The following is a 16,005-nucleotide window of genomic DNA, read 5'->3' on the forward strand; positions in this document are numbered from 1 at the left end:
CACATGCCGGTCCCGACCGCGCCGGATGTGTCAGGCGAGCCCGGCCTCCTTCATCTGCCGCAGCTCCTTCTTGAGTTCGCTCACCTCGTCGCGCAGCCGCGCGGCCACCTCGAACTGCAGCTCCGCCGCAGCGGCACGCATCCGGTCCGTCATCTCCTCGATGATCCCGGCGAGTTCGGCGGCGGGACGGTCGCTGGTGATCTCGCCCTTCCTGGCTGCGGCGGCCGCCTTGCCGCCCTTGGCCGGCTTGGCCCCCTTGACGCCGTGCGCGGCCAGCGACGGCACCGGCGCCTTGGCACCCTTGCCGTCCTTCCCCTGGCGGTAGCCACTGCCGAGCAGCTGCTCGGTGTCGACCTCCTCGCGGGCGATGGTGGCCACGATGTCGTTGATCTTCTTACGGAGCGGCTGCGGATCGATGCCGTTCGCCTTGTTGTACGCGACCTGCTTCTCGCGGCGGCGGTTGGTCTCGTCGATCGCCTGCGCCATCGCCGGGGTGATGGTGTCGGCGTACATGTGGACCTGACCGGAGACGTTGCGCGCCGCGCGGCCGATGGTCTGGATGAGCGAGGTGCCGGAGCGCAGGAAGCCCTGTTTGTCCGCGTCGAGGATGGCGACGAGGGACACCTCGGGGAGGTCGAGGCCCTCACGGAGCAGGTTGATGCCGACGAGGACGTCGTACTCACCGGAGCGCAGCTCGCGCAGCAGCTCGACGCGGCGGAGCGTGTCGACGTCGCTGTGGAGGTAGCGGACCTGGATGCCCAGCTCCAGGAAGTAGTCGGTGAGGTCTTCCGCCATCTTCTTGGTGAGCGTCGTGACCAGGACGCGCTCGTCCTTCTCGGTCCGCTTGCGGATCTCGTGCACCAGGTCGTCGATCTGGCCCTCGGTGGGCTTGACGACGACTTCCGGGTCGACAAGGCCGGTGGGGCGGATGATCTGCTCGACGAAGCCGTCGGAGCGGGAGAGTTCGTACGTGCCGGGGGTGGCGGAGAGGTAGACGGTCTGGCCGATCCGCTGCTGGAACTCCTCCCACTTCAGCGGCCTGTTGTCGAGTGCGGAAGGCAGCCGGAAGCCGTGCTCGACGAGGGTGCGCTTGCGCGAGGCGTCACCCTCGTACATCGCGCCGATCTGCGGGACCGTCACATGCGACTCGTCGATGACGAGGAGGAAGTCCTCGGGGAAGTAGTCGAGGAGGGTGTTGGGAGCGGTGCCGGGGGCGCGGTCGTCGAAGTGCATCGAATAGTTCTCGACGCCGGAACAGGAGCCGATCTGGCGGAGCATCTCGATGTCGTAGGTCGTGCGCATGCGCAGCCGCTGGGACTCCAGCAGCTTGCCCTGCTTCTCCAGCTCGGCGAGGCGCTCCTCGAGCTCCCGCTCGATTCCGTTGATCGCCTTCTCCATGCGCTCCGGGCCGGCGACGTAGTGGCTGGCGGGGAAGACGTACAGCTCCTGGTCGTCGCTGATGACCTCGCCGGTGAGCGGGTGGAGCGTGGAGAGTGCCTCGATCTCGTCGCCGAACATCTCGATCCGCACGGCCAGCTCCTCGTAGACCGGGAAGATCTCGATGGTGTCGCCGCGCACCCGGAAGGTGCCCCGGGTGAACGCCAGATCGTTGCGCGTGTACTGGATGTCGACGAAGCGGCGCAGCAGCTGGTCGCGGTCGATCTCCTCGCCGACCTTCAGCGGCACCATGCGGTCCACGTACTCCTGCGGCGTGCCCAGACCGTAGATGCACGAGACGGAGGCGACCACGACGACGTCCCGGCGGGTCAGCAGTGAGTTCGTCGCCGAGTGGCGCAGCCGCTCGACCTCCTCGTTGATCGAGGAGTCCTTCTCGATGTACGTGTCCGACTGCGGGACGTACGCCTCGGGCTGGTAGTAGTCGTAGTACGAGACGAAGTACTCCACCGCGTTGTTCGGCAGGAGCTCGCGGAACTCGTTCGCCAGCTGGGCGGCCAGGGTCTTGTTCGGCGCCATCACGAGGGTGGGGCGCTGGAGCTTCTCGATCATCCAGGCCGTGGTCGCCGACTTGCCGGTGCCGGTCGCACCGAGCAGAACGACATCCTTCTCACCTGCGCGGATGCGCTGGTCGAGCTCGGCGATGGCCGTGGGCTGGTCACCGCTGGGCTGGTAGGGGCTGACGACCTCGAAGGGCGCCATCGAGCGTTCGATCTGGGAAACGGGCCGCATGGAACCACCGTACGACCCACCACTGACAGCCGGGCGGGATCGGGGGGACGTACCCGGCTCGGTGACGTGCCGGGTACGGGGCTGCCCGGACCGGTCTCGGGCGGCCCCACCGGCACCGCACCGGCACCGCACCGGCAGCGCACCGGTGCTCGGACCGCACTCGGGCTGCTCGGACCGGTTCCGGGTACTCGGACCGGGTTCCGGGTGCTCGACCGGCTCCCGGGACGTCAGCGCTGGCGGGAGCGCTGGGAGGAGCGGCGGGACGACCGGGAGGGCGCCGACCAGTTCGCCGGCTCCCCGTACGACGGCAGACGCCGCTGTCCGGGCACCCCCACGCCTGCCGTGCGGCCCCGGAGCGCGCGGCCCCGGGGCAGGGGCCGCTGCCCCGCCGGTTCGCCCATGACCAGCAGCGGGTCGAACATGACGACGATCCCGGCGAGGACCAGGAACACCGCGGGGCCCACCAGCATCGGGGCGATGAGCGTTGCGGGAGAGTCGCCGTCAGCGTCCATCTGCACGGCGCCGTGCAGATGGACGCTGACGGCGGCCATACCGGTGTAGTGCATTCCGCTGACCGCGATGCCCATCACCAGGCTGGCGCCGAGGCTCGGCAGGAATCCGTGGATGGACACGGCGGCCCAGAGCGCGGCGGTGGCCGCCACGACGGCGATCACGACGGACAGGGCGACGGTCGGGGTGTCGTAGTCGAGCCGCCCCTGGAGCCGCATCCCGGCCATGCCCAGGTAGTGCATGGAGGCGATGCCGAGGCCGGTGATGGTGCCGCCGGTGACCAGAGCCATCGCGGTCGCGCCGCGGTAGCCCACGATGAAGATCCCGATGCCGGTCATGACGACGGCGACGCCGAGGCTGGCGAACGTGGTCGGCCGGTCGTAGCTGATGGGGGCCTCGGCCACGGCGAAGCCCATCATGGCGACGAAGTGCATGGTCCAGATTCCGGATCCTATGGAGGTGGCGCCGAGCGCCAGCCAGCCGGGCTTGAGGGATCCGCCGTCGCGCACCGATCGCGTGGTGCAGCGCAGCCCCAGCGCTCCGCCGAGGCAGGCCATGAGGTACGCGACCACAGGCGTGACGAGGCCGTAACTGAATCCGTCGACTGTGCCCTGCATTCCTCTATGCCCTTCGCCCCTTGTGTCGCGGGTGCCTCCATGTGCCCCCGTCGAGGAAGCCCTGCCCGGGGGCGAGAGTATGGCGAGCGGGTCGTCAAGCAAACATCGGGGCCGAGATTAATCCGCGAGGGAACGGTGGAGCGACCGTCTCAGGAGGGCGGTTCCGTTCACGTTGTGGCCATCCTGCGCCCGTCGGTGGATTTCCACAGGCCGCGGCCGCTGTCGGTGGGCAGCCGTACGGTGGTTCGCATGAACAGCTTCGACTGGACCGTCGTGGAATCGGACATCGGGCCGCTGCTGCTCGCCGTCACCGGGGAGGGGCTGGTGAGCGTGGTGTTCCACGCCGACGAGGCGGTTCGGGACAGGGCACTCGGGCAGCTGGCCGCCCGGCTCGGCGCCGAGCCGGGCGAGGAGGCGCCGGACTCGGCCCGGCTGGCCGAGCCGATACGACAGCTCGCGGAGTATTTCGCGGGGCGTCGCCGGGAGTTCGCGCTGTCACTGGACTGGTCGCTGACCTCCGGCTTCAACCGCCAGGTGCTGCGCGAGCTGGCGGACGGCGTTCCGTACGGGACGGTGGTGGGGTACGGCGACCTGGCCGACCGGGTGGGCCAGCCCGGTGCCGCGCAGGCGGTGGGGGCGGCGATGGGTTCGAATCCCCTGCCGGTCGTGGTGCCGTGCCACCGGGTCGTGGAGAGCGACGGGGGCCTGGGCGGTTTCGGGGGCGGTCCTGAGACGAAGCGGCAGCTGCTGGCGCTGGAGGGGGTCCTGCCACAGCCGCTGTTCTGAGGCGGACCCGACGGGAGTGGTGCGGCGGCGGGTGAGCGGTCGCGGCGGAGGGAGCAGTCCGGCGGCGGGGGATCGGTCACGGCCGGCGGAAGCGGTCGTGCCGCCCGTTCCCTGCGCACCGGGCGGTTCCCTACCGATGGGTGTAACTGGCACACTTCGGCGGTGACCAGTACATCCTCTGACGCGTCCATAGTCTCCGGCACCGTCGATCTGCCCGCGCTGCGGCGACGGACGGCGCCCGTACTGATCGTCAGCCAGATCCTCGGGGGGCTCGGCGTCGGGTCCGGTATCGCGCTGGCCGCCGTGCTCGCGCAGGAGGTCAGCGGGACGGAGTCGCTGTCGGGGCTCGCCCCGACAGCCACGGTCGCCGGGACCGCGCTGCTGTCAATGCCGCTGGCTGCCCTGATGACCGCACGCGGACGGCGTCCGGGGCTCGTCCTGGCGTATCTGATCGGGGCGGTCGGCGCGGGCGTGGTGGTGCTCGCCGCGGTGCTCGGAAACTTTCCGCTGCTCCTGGTGGGCATGGCCGCCTTCGGGGCGGGCTCCTCGGCGAACCTGCAGGCGCGGTTCGCGGCCGCGGATCTGGCCGAGCCGGACCGGCGGGCCCGGGCCATCTCCACGGTGGTCTGGGCGACCACGATCGGCGCGGTGCTCGGGCCCAACATCGCCGCACCCGCGGGGCGGAGCGTGTCCGGCCTCGGCATACCGGAGGCGGCGGGGCCGTTTCTCTGGGCGGCGGGGGTGTTCCTGATCTCGGCGCTGGTCGTGGCCGTACTGCTGCGACCCGATCCGCTGCTGACCGCGCGGGCACTGGCGCCGGCCGGGGAGGGCGGGCAGGAGGAGCGTTCGCTACGTGCGGGGGTGCGGGCGATCCGGAAGTCGTCGAGGGCGCGGCTCGCGCTCGTCACGGTCGCGGTCTCGCACACCGCGATGGTGTCGATCATGTCGATGACCCCGGTCGCACTCAGCCACCACGGGGCCGGGATAGAACTGATCGGCCTCGTCATCAGCGGTCACATCGCGGGCATGTACGCGTTCTCGCCGGTGATGGGCTGGCTGTCCGACCGCCTGGGAAGGCTTTCGGTGATCGGTCTCGCCGTGGGTCTGCTGTCGTGTGCCGCGCTGCTGGCCGGAACGGCGGGGGCGAGTCATGGCCGTACCGCGGCGGGCCTCTTCCTGCTCGGACTCGGCTGGTCCGCGGGCCTCGTCTCGGGCTCCGCCCTCCTCACCGACTCCGTACCGGCTCCCACGCGCGCCGCGGTCCAAGGCCTCTCGGACCTGACCATGAACGCGACGGCGGGCATCGGAGGCGTCGCGGCGGGCGTCATCGTGTCCAAGGCGAGCTACGGCTGGCTCAACCTCATCGGCGCGTGCCTGCTGCTCCCGCTGGCGGCCCTGACCGCCCGCCGCGCACTCGCCCGGCCGCGGCCCGCGGTCAGGGGCGACGCGAGCGGATGAGAACGGCGTCCCCGTGCGACCTGGGACGCCCGGTACGTGCAGCCGGCCGTCACAGGCTGATGTGGTACGCCTTGCGCAGGGTCTCGTGCACCGTCCAGGTCGTACGGTCCCCTTCGCGCAGTACACACGCGTCCCCCGGCCCGACCTCCAGCGTGTCGCCGCCCTCGACCTCGATGGTGGCGCGACCGCTCACAACGACGAAGAGCTCATTGGCCTCGGTGTCGGTGACCACGCCGGGCGTGATCTGCCAGATGCCGCGCAGCTGCTTGCCGTCCTCGGACTCCCACAGCACCTTGCCGGTCACGACCGGCTCGCCGAAGACGATCTGACCAGGGTCGAGCGGTTCGACCCCCAGCTCGGCGTCCGGGATGTGCACGGCGAACGAGGGGGGAGCGGGCGTGGCGGCGGACTGATCAGAAGTGCTCATGGCGCGTCACCTTAGCGGGCGAATTTACGGATGAAAGATCTGCGGTGCCCGGCGAGCCGTCCCGATCATCATCCCTGGTCCGGGTCACGTTGGTGGAGACGTCCACACGCGGCACCTACGGCACAGCGCTTACCCGCGTCCCCACCTCGTACAGGAGCGACGACCGATGTCAGCAGTGCGCACAGGGCGTTGTCTCGCCCTCATGACCGCCGCGGGCCTCCTCTCCGCCCTGGCGGCAGCCGGCCCCACCGCGTCCGCCGAGCCCGTCACCAAGTCCGGCACCGAGTCCGACACCGGGCCGGTCGCCGTACCCGTCCCACGGCTCGGCACCGAACCCGTCCCACGGCTCGGCACCGAACCCGTCCCACGGCTCGGCACCGAACCCGTCCCACGGCTCGGCACCGAACCCGCCCTACGGCTCGGCACCGAACCCGTCCCCCTGCCCGCGCCCGGCGCGATGTACAAGGCGGCCTTCGACACCCTCCCCACGCCGCGCCTCACTCCGGACCAGCAGAAGCGCATCGCCGAGAAGGAGGCCGCGGCGGCCGGCTGGTACCGGCGTGCCCTCAACCGTTCGGCCCGGTCCGGCTACGTCCTCTCGGGCGGGAAGCACCAGTCGCAGGAGACGTCTTACTGGTGCGGACCTGCCACCCTCGTCATCACCCAGTCCGCCAAGGACGAGGTCGGCGGCCGGTCGCAGGAGAACGCGGCGGACCTTCTGGAGACCGATTCCAGCGGCACGTCCTGGTACGGCGTCGACATCGACGTGCCGGACCCGACCGGATACCCCATGGCGGACGCGCTGAACTGGCGGCTGCCCGGCGCCAACTACGTGCCCAGGTCGCTGCCGTACAGCCCGGACGGGGACGACATGGATGCCTTCGCGGAGCACGTCGTCCACGACACCGACAACGACTACGCGATCGCCGGCAACGTCTGGGAGGTGCCGGGCGGCCCGCACCTCGTCGGTCACCCGAACATCGAGATCTTCCACTGGGTGTCGATCGACGGCTACAACAGCGGAACGGGGGGCGGCCAGGTCCACTATCTCGACCCGGTGGGCGGGGTCAGTACGAGCATGATCTCGTGGGCGGACGGAGTGCCCAAGTCCGCCCGGATCTCGGCCGACACCCTCACGACGGTCATGGGCGGCCGTGGGTACGTCTGGTAGGCGCGCGCTCCCGGCCCTGCTGAGCGCGGTGGTGCTGCTCGCGGGGGGCGTGGGCTGTGCGGCCGGGCCCGCGCGCCCCCCGCAGTCGGAACCGGCGCCGACGGTGCTGAAGCCGTCGCCGTCCGCACCGTCGCCACCGACGCCGTCGGTCCTGAAGCCGTCGCCGTCCGCACCGTCGCACCCGTCGCCGTCAGAGGCCTCGCCGTCGGTGCCGGACCCTTCGGACTCGGTCGCGGTCGCCCGCGCCGCCTGCGAGACCCCGATGCCCGACAGCTGGCGCTCCGCCCTCGCCGCCGGCGAGTTCCGCGCACCGGCGGGCGAGCGGGCCGTGCTCACCGACGTGGGACCCGGCGCCCGCTGGACCGTGGTCCAGCTGTCGGGCGGCCGTACGCGCCGGGCCGCGCTCGTCGAGAGGAGCGGGGCCCCCCGCACCCTGCTCACGTTCACGGACCCCGTCGAGCATCAGCTGCTCGCGGCCGATGTCTCGGCGGACGGGCGATGGACGGCGTTCGCGGTCATGGAGGGCCGTACGCTCGACAGCCCCTGGTCGCTGTACCTGCGGGACGGAGACGGCGGTACGCGCCGGCTGGCCCGTTCCACGCTCCCCGGCCCGCTCCCGCAGCCCGTCGTACACGACGGATGGGTCTTCTGGGCGCAGGGAGCGGGCGGCGGAAGGGCCACCATCTTCACCGTCCCGGTCCGTCCGCCTGCCTCCGGCGGAGCGCCTCGCGCCCTGCACACAGGTGTCCTCGACGCCCCGTTCGCCGCGGGCGGTCTGCTGGCCTGGCGGGAGGCCGACGAGGACGGCCGTACGACGCGGCTCGCCGCCCTGTCGTTCGCCACCCTGCGCCCGGCCCCGCTCCCCGATGTCGTCGCCCGGCTGCGCAACGTGCGCTCGCCCGCCTCCGACGGCACCACGTGGGCGTGGATCGAGGGTGAGCAGGAGCCGACGCTGATGGCCTGGCGGGCGGGGCAGCCGGCACCGGTGGCACGGCTGTCCGGGCCGCCCACGGCCGAAGGCATCGACCAGCTTCGCACCAGCGGTGAACTGATCACCTGGCGTACGCCGGAGGCCGCGTACGCGCTGGATCTGCGCACGTCGGCCTACACCCGGATCACCCCGCAGTACGGCTACGCACAGGCCAGGAGCGGGGCCCTCGCCGTCGCGTACAACCGGGGCGAGGCGAAGGGGCCCGATGCGCGCTCCGTCATCCAGGTCGCGCGGGCGGACCGGCTGCCGCAGCTGGCGGCGCCGGGGAGCTGCGGGCTGTCCCGGCTGACCCCGGCTGACCCCGGCTGAGGCCGACTGAGGCCTGCTGAGGCCGGCTGATCCCGGCTGAGGGGCTGTAGGGCCCGAACCGGGTGACGTCATGGACGGCGACCTGGACGGCGACCTGGGTGACGTGCCGGGATGGCGTGCCGAGTGACGTCCTGGTGATCTCATTCCTGGAGAAACGTTTGCGCACACTGTCGCCGTGCCAGGGATGGGACATGCCCGAGACCACACTGATGCTGTCCGAAGACGTACGTGAAGCGCTCGCCGCACGGCGCCCTGTAGTCGCCCTGGAGTCGACGATCATTGCGCACGGACTGCCGCGCCCGGGCAATCTGGCCGTCGCGGAGGAGCTGGAGTCGCTGGTCAGAAGCGGGGGCGCGGTCCCCGCGACGATCGCCGTGCTCGACGGGCGGGCCCATGTCGGCCTGGACAAGAGCCAGTTGGAACGCGTCGCGACGGACCCCGGCGTACGCAAGCTCGGCCATCGCGATCTCGCTCCCGCGCTCGCGACGGGGGCGAGCGGGGCGACGACGGTGTCCGCCACGGCGTTCCTGGCGGCCCGGGCCGGTATCCGGGTGTTCGCGACCGGCGGCCTCGGCGGGGTGCACCGCGAGTGGACGGTGACCCAGGACGAGTCGGCGGATCTGCGGCTGCTGGCAACGACCAGGATCACCGTCGTGTGCGCGGGTGTGAAGTCGATCCTCGACGTCCCGGCGACGTTGCAACGTCTGGAGACCCTCGGGGTCGGCATCCTCGGGTACGGCACCGACCGCTTCCCCGGCTTCTATCTGACCTCCTCCGGGGAACGGGTCGACTGGACGGTCCGTACGCCGGAGGAGGTGGCGGACGTGATACGGGCACAGGACGCCCTGGGCGGCCCGGACTCGGCGCTGATCGTGGCTCATCCGGTGCCGGAGGACGAGCAGCTGGACCCACGGCTGCACGACCGGGTACTGGCGGAGGCGCTGGACGAGTGCCGGGAGCGTGGCATCGGCGGGCAGGCGGTCACACCGTTCCTGCTGGACCATCTGATGCGGCGTACGGAGGGTGCCTCGCTGGCGGCCAATCTGGCCGCGGTGCGCGGGAATGTGCGGCTGGCGGCGCGGATCGCGGCGGCGCTGTGATGCCTCGTGGCGGCGCGGACGGCGCTGGGGCGACCGGCCCGGAAGCGGCCGGCGTCGACGCGACCGTCCCTGCGACGGCCCGTGCTGTCACGGCCGGACCTGCCACGACTGGTCCTGCCACGGCCGGACCTGCCACGACCGGGGCGCTGCTGGTCATCGGGGACGTGGCCACGGACGTGGTGGCCCGGCACGGTTCGGCGCTCGCGCACGGCACGGACACGGCGGCCGAGATACGCACGCTGCCGGGCGGAGCAGGTGCCAACGCCGCCTGCTGGGCGGCGTACTCGGGCTGTGCGGACGTACGGCTCCTCGGCCGGGTCGGCGCCGATGCCGCGTGCTGGCACGACGTACGGCTGCGCCGGTCCGGGGTGCGCCCGATGCTGATCACGGATGACGAGGCGCCGACGGCGACGGTCGTCGCTCTCGTGGACGCGAGCGCCGAGCGCACCTTCCTCACCGACAGCGGGGCGACGCTCCGTCTCTCCCCCACGGACTGGGCGCCCGCACTGCTCGACGGGGTCGGCCGGCTCCATGTGTCCGGGTATCTCCTCTTCTCGGACTCCAGCCGGGAACTGGCCGCGCTGGCCCTCGCGGACGCGGGCGAGCGGGGCATCCCGGTGAGCGTGGATCCGGCGTCGGCGGGCTTCATCGCGGCCCTCGGCGTGGACCGCTTCCTCTCGGCGACGGCCGGAGCGGAGGTGCTGCTGCCCAACGCGGACGAGGCGCGCCTCCTCACGGGCCTCCCCGATGTCGCCGACGCCGCGGCCAAGCTGAGCCGTCATGTGCCACTGGCCGTCGTCACACTCGGCGCCGCCGGGGCGCTGGTGGCGGAGTCGGGCGCGGTGACGGCCCGGGTCCCGCCGGTCCCGGCGACGGCGGTCGACTCGACGGGCGCGGGTGACGCTTTCACCGGCGCGTTCCTCGCGGCGCTCCTGTCGGGTGCGGCCCCGGCGACCGCCTCGGCGGCGGGCTGCCTCGCGGGCGCCCACGCGGTCACCTTCCCGGGCGGCCGTCCTCCGGAGCCCACAGGGTCGGAGTCGTCCTGACCGTGTCCCGCCCCTGCGGGCCGGACCGACGCGCAGGGGCGGACCGGCGGGCGGACTCGACGACTCGAGCGCCGAAGCCCCACGGCCCGCCGCAGACCAACACACAGACCACACAGACGACACAGACGACGCAGACGACGCAGACGACGCGAGCATCGAAGCCCCGCGGCCCGGCGCGGAAGGCGCGCACTCCGAAGGCAGGCCCTACCGCCGGTCGCGGTCGGCGACGCCCCAGGGGTCGTTCCACGCCGGGTGGCGCGGGTCGTCGGCGCGGACGACGACGTCCGCCGAGTCCGTCGGGGCGACGTCGCGCTCGTACCGTTCGAAGGCGGGAAGTGTCCATGCCTCCTGCGCCCCGGTGCGGCGGCGCAGCGCGCCGTGCGACAGCCGCAGATGCAGTGTCAGGTCGAACGGGAACCAGTGGCCGAGCAGCAGCGGTCCGTGGACCACGAGGACACCGCCGGGCGGCAGTTCGTGGTGCGGGCTGCGCGTCGCGCGGTCGGTGGCCGGGTCCCACAGGTCCGGGAGCACGCGCCCCGACCCGCCCGGCTCCAGCGGCCCGAACACCTCGCGCCAGAGCGCACCCGTGTCGAACCACCCGTCGTAGTACGTGTCGGGGTCCTCGCGGCCGAACTCGTACCGCAGCGAGGCGGGCCGTAGAAACCCGCCCGTGCCGACCACCAGCACCGACCGTCCGCGCACCCGCAGCGCCTCGGCGAGCGCCCCGGCCGCGGCGCCCGTCCCGGCGGCGGGCGCGCCGTCGATGCCGATGCGGAGCCAGGGGCTGCCGTCGTCGGCCTTGGTGTCCGTGACCCGGTCGGCGACGGCCTCGGTCAGCCGTTCCCAGGTGATCGGTTCGAGTCGCACCGTTCCATCATCGCTGCTCACCGATGGACGGCGGGATACCCAGGCGGACGGCGAGGGCGGCCCACCGTCTCCGCCTCGTCGTCCCCGCCTCGTCGTCGGCGTCACGGAACACCGCCCGGCACCAGCGCTCCGGCGGTTCGCCCGGGCCCAGGGCGTGTTGTGAAAGTCCCGCCTGGCCCGCGACGCCTGGCCCGCACTCCCCTGTAGCCCTGCGGGCACGGGAGGTTCCCCCACGCTACGTTGTCGGACTCATCCACGTACGTCCAGTACGAGGATGATCTCCCCCAGAGCTGCGCCTGGGAGGTGCCCCCACCGCCTTGCGATCGCACGCACCAGACGCCGCGGGCCCCGCCCTCCGGGCGGACGGCGCTACTCTCGCAACACGCCCTAGTACGACGTCCGGCAGAATCGTCCTGATCACCGCACGAGCACCGGCATCACAGCGACCCCACACCGGCCGAGGCAGCGGTACCGCGCAGCACGGTCGCGAGGGGGCCTTCACCGCGGACGCGGATGCGCCCGTCCCGTACGCCGTCCTCGACGGTGGTACTTCCCCGGCTGAGGGCGAGACATGTGTCCGCGTCCAGTTCGAGACGTGTGACGGGTGCTGAACCTCCGACGGACGCCGGGCCGTCACCGTACACGGGTCCGGACCCGTCACCGCCGACATGTACGTGGAACTCGCCCTCGGCAACGCGGACTTCGACGATGTCCGTGACACCCGTCGCCTCCAGGCTGCGCAGCAGCGGGACGGCGAACCAGTGCGCCCGTACCGCGTCCGTGGGCCGCCGGTCGGCCAGCTCGGGGGCTCCCCAGTCGGCCAGGGCGGTGACGACGGGAAGCAAGGCCCGGCCCCGCTCGGTGAGTTCGTAGACGAAGGCGGAGGCGGGCGCGGGAAGCCGGTGCCGCGTGGCCAGGCCGTCCCGCTCCATGTCCTTGAGACGGGAGGCGAGGACGTCCGTGCTGACTCCGGGCAGATCGGCGTGCAGATCGGTGTAGCGGCGCGGCCCCGCCAGCAGCTCCCGCACGATCAGCAGGGTCCACCGGTCGCCGACGGCGTCGAGGGCGCGGGCGGCGGCGCAGTACTGGTCGTAGCTTCGGCGGCGCGGTGGACGCGCAGAACTCGGCGGAGACGACGGACGTGACGGCATACGACGCAGTCTAGACATGTTGTTGGACTTTCCAAGCTCCTCCTTGGTAAAACCAAGTAACACAACTTCTGGGGAGGCCACCGCATGGAGTTCCGGCAGTCGAGCAAGCTCAGCGAGGTCTGTTACGAGATCCGCGGCCCGGTGATCGAGCACGCGAACGCCCTGGAGGAGGCGGGACACAGCGTCCTGCGCCTCAACACCGGCAACCCCGCACTCTTCGGCTTCGAGGCGCCGGAGGAGATCGTCCAGGACATGATCCGGATGCTCCCGCAGGCCCACGGCTACACCGACTCCCGCGGCATCCTCTCCGCACGCCGCGCCGTCGCCCAGCGCTACCAGTCCCTCGGCCTCGACATCGGCGTCGACGACGTCTTTCTCGGCAACGGCGTCTCCGAGCTCGTCACCATGGCCGTCCAGGCCCTGCTGGAGGACGGCGACGAAGTCCTCATCCCGGCGCCCGACTTCCCGCTGTGGACCGCCGTGACCACCCTCTCGGGCGGAAGGCCCGTCCACTATCTGTGCGACGAGTCCGCCGACTGGTACCCGGACCTCGACGACATGGCGTCGAAGATCACCGACCGGACCAAGGCCGTCGTCATCATCAACCCCAACAACCCCACCGGCGCCGTGTATCCGCGCGAGATCGTCGAGGGCATCCTCGATCTGGCGCGCCGCCACCAGCTGATGGTCTTCGCCGACGAGATCTACGACCAGATCGTGTACGACAACGCGGTCCACCACAGCGCCGCAGCCCTGGCCCCGGATCTGGTCGTCCTCACCTTCAGCGGGCTCTCGAAGACGTACCGCGTCGCCGGCTTCCGCTCCGGCTGGCTGGTCGTCACCGGCCCCAAGCAACATGCACGCAGCTATCTGGAGGGGCTCACGATGCTCGCGTCCATGCGGCTGTGCCCCAACGCGCCCGCGCAGTACGCCATCCAGGCAGCGCTCGGCGGACGCCAGTCGATCCACGAACTCACCGCTCCGGGCGGGCGGCTGCACGAGCAGCGCGACCGCGCCTGGGAGCGGCTCAACGAGATCCCCGGCGTCTCGTGCGTGAAGCCGAAGGGCGCGCTCTACGCCTTCCCGCGCCTCGACCCCAAGGTCCACCCCATACACGACGACGAGAAGTTCGTCCTGGACCTGCTGCTGCGCGAGAAGATCCAGGTCGTCCAGGGCACCGGCTTCAACTGGCCGCGCCCGGACCACTTCCGGATCCTCACCCTCCCGTACGCCGACGACCTCGACGCCGCGATCAGCCGTATCGGCCGCTTCCTGAGCGGATACCGCCAGTAGGGGCGGTCGCACGCGCGGGCGCGCGGCGGTCCGGCGGCGGGGTCGCTCCCGTGGGTCCCGGCCGGATACACGGTCGCGGAAACGGGAGCGGGCCCGGAGGCGTAGCCGGCCCCCGGGCCCTGTTGATGCCGCTCACATTCACACGCCGGCACACTTGAGAGCCCGGGTCATTCGTCATTGCGCCGCGTCCTGCCTTTGGACCACCGCGGATCGAGCTCCGCGGGCCGGACTTGAACCGGCAATTCGACGCACCAGGGCCCGGGCCCGGTCGATCCGGCGATGAGCGGCGAATGCTGAGTCTGGAGCGAGAGTCTGAGATTCATCGCGGCCGGTTACCACCGGCCGCGCGGTTCACGACAAGCTTCAGCTTCAGCTTTGCGCTCCTCGCGCACCCCGGCCGTGGTGCACTGTGGCCGGGGAGTCCATGGCGGCTATCCGAAGAGATAGCCGAATACGGCGTCACCCACCCTCTGGTCGGTGACCTCCGCGCCGTTCGCCTCCTCGCGGGCGAACTTCACCGCCTGCTGGAGCTTCTCCACCCGGTCCAGCAGTTCGTTGACGCGGCGGGCGGGCAGTGCCCCGGAGAACTTCACGGTGGTCCAGTAGCCGACCGGGATGTCCTCGTAGTACACCTCCACCTGCGCCGGGTGCTTCTCGGTGGCCTCCGCCTTCACGTGGTTGCGGGGCACCTTCTTCGTACGCACCGTCTTGACCGGCTCGGTCTTCCATGAGTCCGTGGACGGGTCCTGCGACCAGGACTCGGCGGCGTCCAGCACCGGCAGCTTGCGCACAAAGGCGTTGAGGTCCGTGAGCTGCTTCTCCAGGAAGAGGAGATACGCGACGGGCACCTCGCTCACCAGCACCCGCCCGTCGACGGTGATGTCGGCGCGCGCCGTGCAGTTCGCCCAGTCCTTGGTGGCGGTCACATCGAACAGCCGGGTCAGCGTCTTGGCGGTGTCGCGCAGCACGTCCTCGGCCTTGACCTGCACCAGGGTCGACTCGGGCGGCAGCTGCTCGCCCTCCTCGTCCTTCGGCTGGTACGTCCGGGCGATTCCGGCCAGCAGGGCGGGCTTCTGGAGACCGTGATGAGCTGCTGTGAGGTCCTGATGCGCCTTGGACTTGACGCCCTTCTCGACTGCGATGATCTGATTGAGTTTCGCCACGTCCACGAAGCTAGCAAGACCAACATCCGGTCTTCGAACGAATATTGGACGGTCAGGCCGTGGCCGCACGGGAGGGGGCGGGGCCGGTGGAACCTTTGGTGGTCATCGAGCCGCTGAAGCGGCGGCACTGCGCCGAGTGCCGGCGGGGGCCGCTGGAGCGGCTCATGATGGAGTTCAACGCACCGCGCTGTCTGGACTGCGCGGACCTCGGGCACCTGGTCTTCCTGCCCCGCGGGAACGCGGCGCTGACCCGGCGGGCCCGCGAGGCGAGTTCCCTCTGGGCCGTCGTCGTACGGCACAACAAGAGCCGTACGCGGTACGAGCGGCAGGGCCTGCTGGTCGAGGAAGCGGCCCTTGCGCTGGCGGAGGCGGCGTGCCTGGCCGACGCGGACGTACGGGCCCGCCGCCGGGCGCGCGACGCGGCGCGGCGGGCTTCGGAGGACGTCCGCTTCACCGCCACGCTCACCGCGGAGATCCTGCGGCTCTTCCCGTCCTGTCCGCTCGACCGTGCCCTGGACATCGCGGCGCACACCTCCGTGCGGGGCAGCGGACGCGTGGGCCGCACCGCGGCCGGCCGCGCCCTGGACGAGGGCGCGGTCACGGCGGCGGTGCGGGCGTCCGTCCGCCACCTGGACACGCCGTACGACGCGCTGCTCATGCAGGGTGTGCCCCGGCACGAGGCCCGCAGGCGCGTCGCACCGGTCATCGAGGCGACGCTCACGGCATGGCGGGTCCGGACGTCGTAGGCCGGCCGTCACGCGGCCACCAGGGAGTGTCCGGCTGTCGGAGGCTCGGAGGCGGCCTGATCCAAACGACGGCCCCAGGCCCTGTCCGGGCGATCTTGTCGGGCCCGCGACGCCGGCTACGGTACCTCGCTGCGTTGTCGGAGTCGCCCAAGTACGTCCAGTACGAGGGCGATCTCCCCCAGC

The 16,005-nt window shown here is 71.6% G+C and carries 14 protein-coding genes; 8 read left to right on the forward strand and 6 right to left on the reverse strand.

Annotated elements, in window-relative coordinates:
* Positions 1 to 30: 30 nt before the first annotated feature.
* The gene (gene uvrB / locus ACZ6ZQ_RS22380) at positions 31 to 2,187 is read right to left on the reverse strand and encodes an excinuclease ABC subunit UvrB (RefSeq protein ID WP_469770256.1); all 2,157 of its coding nucleotides are present in this window, start codon (positions 2,185 to 2,187) and stop codon (positions 31 to 33) included.
* 227 nt (positions 2,188 to 2,414) lie between these two features.
* Entirely contained in the window at positions 2,415 to 3,314 is a 900-nt protein-coding gene (locus ACZ6ZQ_RS22385) for an MHYT domain-containing protein (RefSeq protein ID WP_469770257.1), read from the reverse strand.
* Between the two features lie 249 nt (positions 3,315 to 3,563).
* On the opposite strand from ACZ6ZQ_RS22385, the gene ACZ6ZQ_RS22390 reads away from it, so the two are divergent.
* Both ACZ6ZQ_RS22390 and ACZ6ZQ_RS22395 read left to right on the forward strand, forming a co-directional pair.
* A complete protein-coding gene (locus ACZ6ZQ_RS22390; RefSeq protein ID WP_469770258.1) occupies positions 3,564 to 4,100 on the forward strand; it encodes a methylated-DNA--[protein]-cysteine S-methyltransferase in 537 nt (178 codons plus the stop codon).
* A 162-nt stretch (positions 4,101 to 4,262) separates the two neighbouring features.
* A complete protein-coding gene (locus tag ACZ6ZQ_RS22395; RefSeq protein WP_469770259.1) occupies positions 4,263 to 5,558 on the forward strand; it encodes an MFS transporter in 1,296 nt (431 codons plus the stop codon).
* A gap of 49 nt (positions 5,559 to 5,607) precedes the next feature.
* Here ACZ6ZQ_RS22395 and ACZ6ZQ_RS22400 read toward each other — a convergent pair whose 3' ends face one another.
* Positions 5,608 to 5,985 carry a cupin domain-containing protein gene (locus ACZ6ZQ_RS22400; protein WP_469770260.1) on the reverse strand — a complete coding sequence of 126 codons (378 nt, stop codon included), beginning with the start codon at positions 5,983 to 5,985 and terminating at the stop codon, positions 5,608 to 5,610.
* 166 nt (positions 5,986 to 6,151) lie between these two features.
* Between ACZ6ZQ_RS22400 and ACZ6ZQ_RS22405 the strand changes: the two genes are divergently transcribed.
* The 4 genes from ACZ6ZQ_RS22405 (at position 6,152) to ACZ6ZQ_RS22420 (ending at position 10,602) form a co-directional block, all read left to right on the forward strand.
* On the forward strand, positions 6,152 to 7,156 hold the full coding sequence (locus ACZ6ZQ_RS22405) for a hypothetical protein (protein WP_469770261.1): 1,005 nt from the start codon (positions 6,152 to 6,154) through the stop codon (positions 7,154 to 7,156).
* 208 nt (positions 7,157 to 7,364) lie between these two features.
* Positions 7,365 to 8,456 carry a hypothetical protein gene (locus ACZ6ZQ_RS22410; RefSeq protein WP_469770262.1) on the forward strand — a complete coding sequence of 364 codons (1,092 nt, stop codon included), beginning with the start codon at positions 7,365 to 7,367 and terminating at the stop codon, positions 8,454 to 8,456.
* 191 nt (positions 8,457 to 8,647) lie between these two features.
* Positions 8,648 to 9,556 (forward strand): pseudouridine-5'-phosphate glycosidase, encoded by a 909-nt coding sequence (locus ACZ6ZQ_RS22415; RefSeq protein ID WP_469770263.1) that lies wholly within the window; start codon positions 8,648 to 8,650, stop codon positions 9,554 to 9,556.
* On the forward strand, positions 9,556 to 10,602 hold the full coding sequence (locus tag ACZ6ZQ_RS22420; protein ID WP_469770264.1) for a carbohydrate kinase family protein: 1,047 nt from the start codon (positions 9,556 to 9,558) through the stop codon (positions 10,600 to 10,602). The genes ACZ6ZQ_RS22415 and ACZ6ZQ_RS22420 overlap by 1 nt, the downstream gene beginning before the upstream one ends.
* A gap of 204 nt (positions 10,603 to 10,806) precedes the next feature.
* Here ACZ6ZQ_RS22420 and ACZ6ZQ_RS22425 read toward each other — a convergent pair whose 3' ends face one another.
* On the reverse strand, positions 10,807 to 11,469 hold the full coding sequence (locus tag ACZ6ZQ_RS22425) for a nucleoside/nucleotide kinase family protein (RefSeq protein WP_469770265.1): 663 nt from the start codon (positions 11,467 to 11,469) through the stop codon (positions 10,807 to 10,809).
* A 437-nt stretch (positions 11,470 to 11,906) separates the two neighbouring features.
* The gene (locus tag ACZ6ZQ_RS22430) at positions 11,907 to 12,638 is read right to left on the reverse strand and encodes a winged helix-turn-helix transcriptional regulator (RefSeq protein ID WP_469770266.1); all 732 of its coding nucleotides are present in this window, start codon (positions 12,636 to 12,638) and stop codon (positions 11,907 to 11,909) included.
* 66 nt (positions 12,639 to 12,704) lie between these two features.
* On the opposite strand from ACZ6ZQ_RS22430, the gene ACZ6ZQ_RS22435 reads away from it, so the two are divergent.
* A complete protein-coding gene (locus tag ACZ6ZQ_RS22435; protein ID WP_469770267.1) occupies positions 12,705 to 13,913 on the forward strand; it encodes a pyridoxal phosphate-dependent aminotransferase in 1,209 nt (402 codons plus the stop codon).
* A gap of 431 nt (positions 13,914 to 14,344) precedes the next feature.
* Here the strand turns inward: ACZ6ZQ_RS22435 and ACZ6ZQ_RS22440 are convergent, their stop codons facing one another.
* Positions 14,345 to 15,076, reverse strand: coding sequence for a DUF7873 family protein (locus ACZ6ZQ_RS22440; protein WP_469770268.1), 732 nt, complete (start codon positions 15,074 to 15,076; stop codon positions 14,345 to 14,347).
* 86 nt (positions 15,077 to 15,162) lie between these two features.
* Here ACZ6ZQ_RS22440 and ACZ6ZQ_RS22445 point away from each other — a divergent pair, with 86 nt between their 5' ends.
* Positions 15,163 to 15,822, forward strand: coding sequence for a DUF2293 domain-containing protein (locus tag ACZ6ZQ_RS22445; RefSeq protein ID WP_469770279.1), 660 nt, complete (start codon positions 15,163 to 15,165; stop codon positions 15,820 to 15,822).
* Positions 15,823 to 16,005: the final 183 nt, after the last annotated feature.

The organism is Streptomyces sp. NPDC053673 (assembly GCF_055585225.1).

Excerpts from the sequence above, each read along its gene's own strand:
- uvrB (WP_469770256.1), bottom strand. The coding sequence starts at position 2,187 with ATGCGGCCCGTTTCCCAGATCGAACGCTCGATGGCGCCCTTCGAGGTC.
- ACZ6ZQ_RS22385 (WP_469770257.1), bottom strand. The coding sequence starts at position 3,314 with ATGCAGGGCACAGTCGACGGATTCAGTTACGGCCTCGTCACGCCTGTG.
- ACZ6ZQ_RS22390 (WP_469770258.1), top strand. The coding sequence starts at position 3,564 with ATGAACAGCTTCGACTGGACCGTCGTGGAATCGGACATCGGGCCGCTG.
- ACZ6ZQ_RS22400 (WP_469770260.1), bottom strand. The coding sequence starts at position 5,985 with ATGAGCACTTCTGATCAGTCCGCCGCCACGCCCGCTCCCCCCTCGTTC.
- ACZ6ZQ_RS22405 (WP_469770261.1), top strand. The coding sequence starts at position 6,152 with ATGTCAGCAGTGCGCACAGGGCGTTGTCTCGCCCTCATGACCGCCGCG.
- ACZ6ZQ_RS22415 (WP_469770263.1), top strand. The coding sequence starts at position 8,648 with ATGCCCGAGACCACACTGATGCTGTCCGAAGACGTACGTGAAGCGCTC.
- ACZ6ZQ_RS22420 (WP_469770264.1), top strand. The coding sequence starts at position 9,556 with ATGCCTCGTGGCGGCGCGGACGGCGCTGGGGCGACCGGCCCGGAAGCG.
- ACZ6ZQ_RS22430 (WP_469770266.1), bottom strand. The coding sequence starts at position 12,638 with ATGTCTAGACTGCGTCGTATGCCGTCACGTCCGTCGTCTCCGCCGAGT.
- ACZ6ZQ_RS22435 (WP_469770267.1), top strand. The coding sequence starts at position 12,705 with ATGGAGTTCCGGCAGTCGAGCAAGCTCAGCGAGGTCTGTTACGAGATC.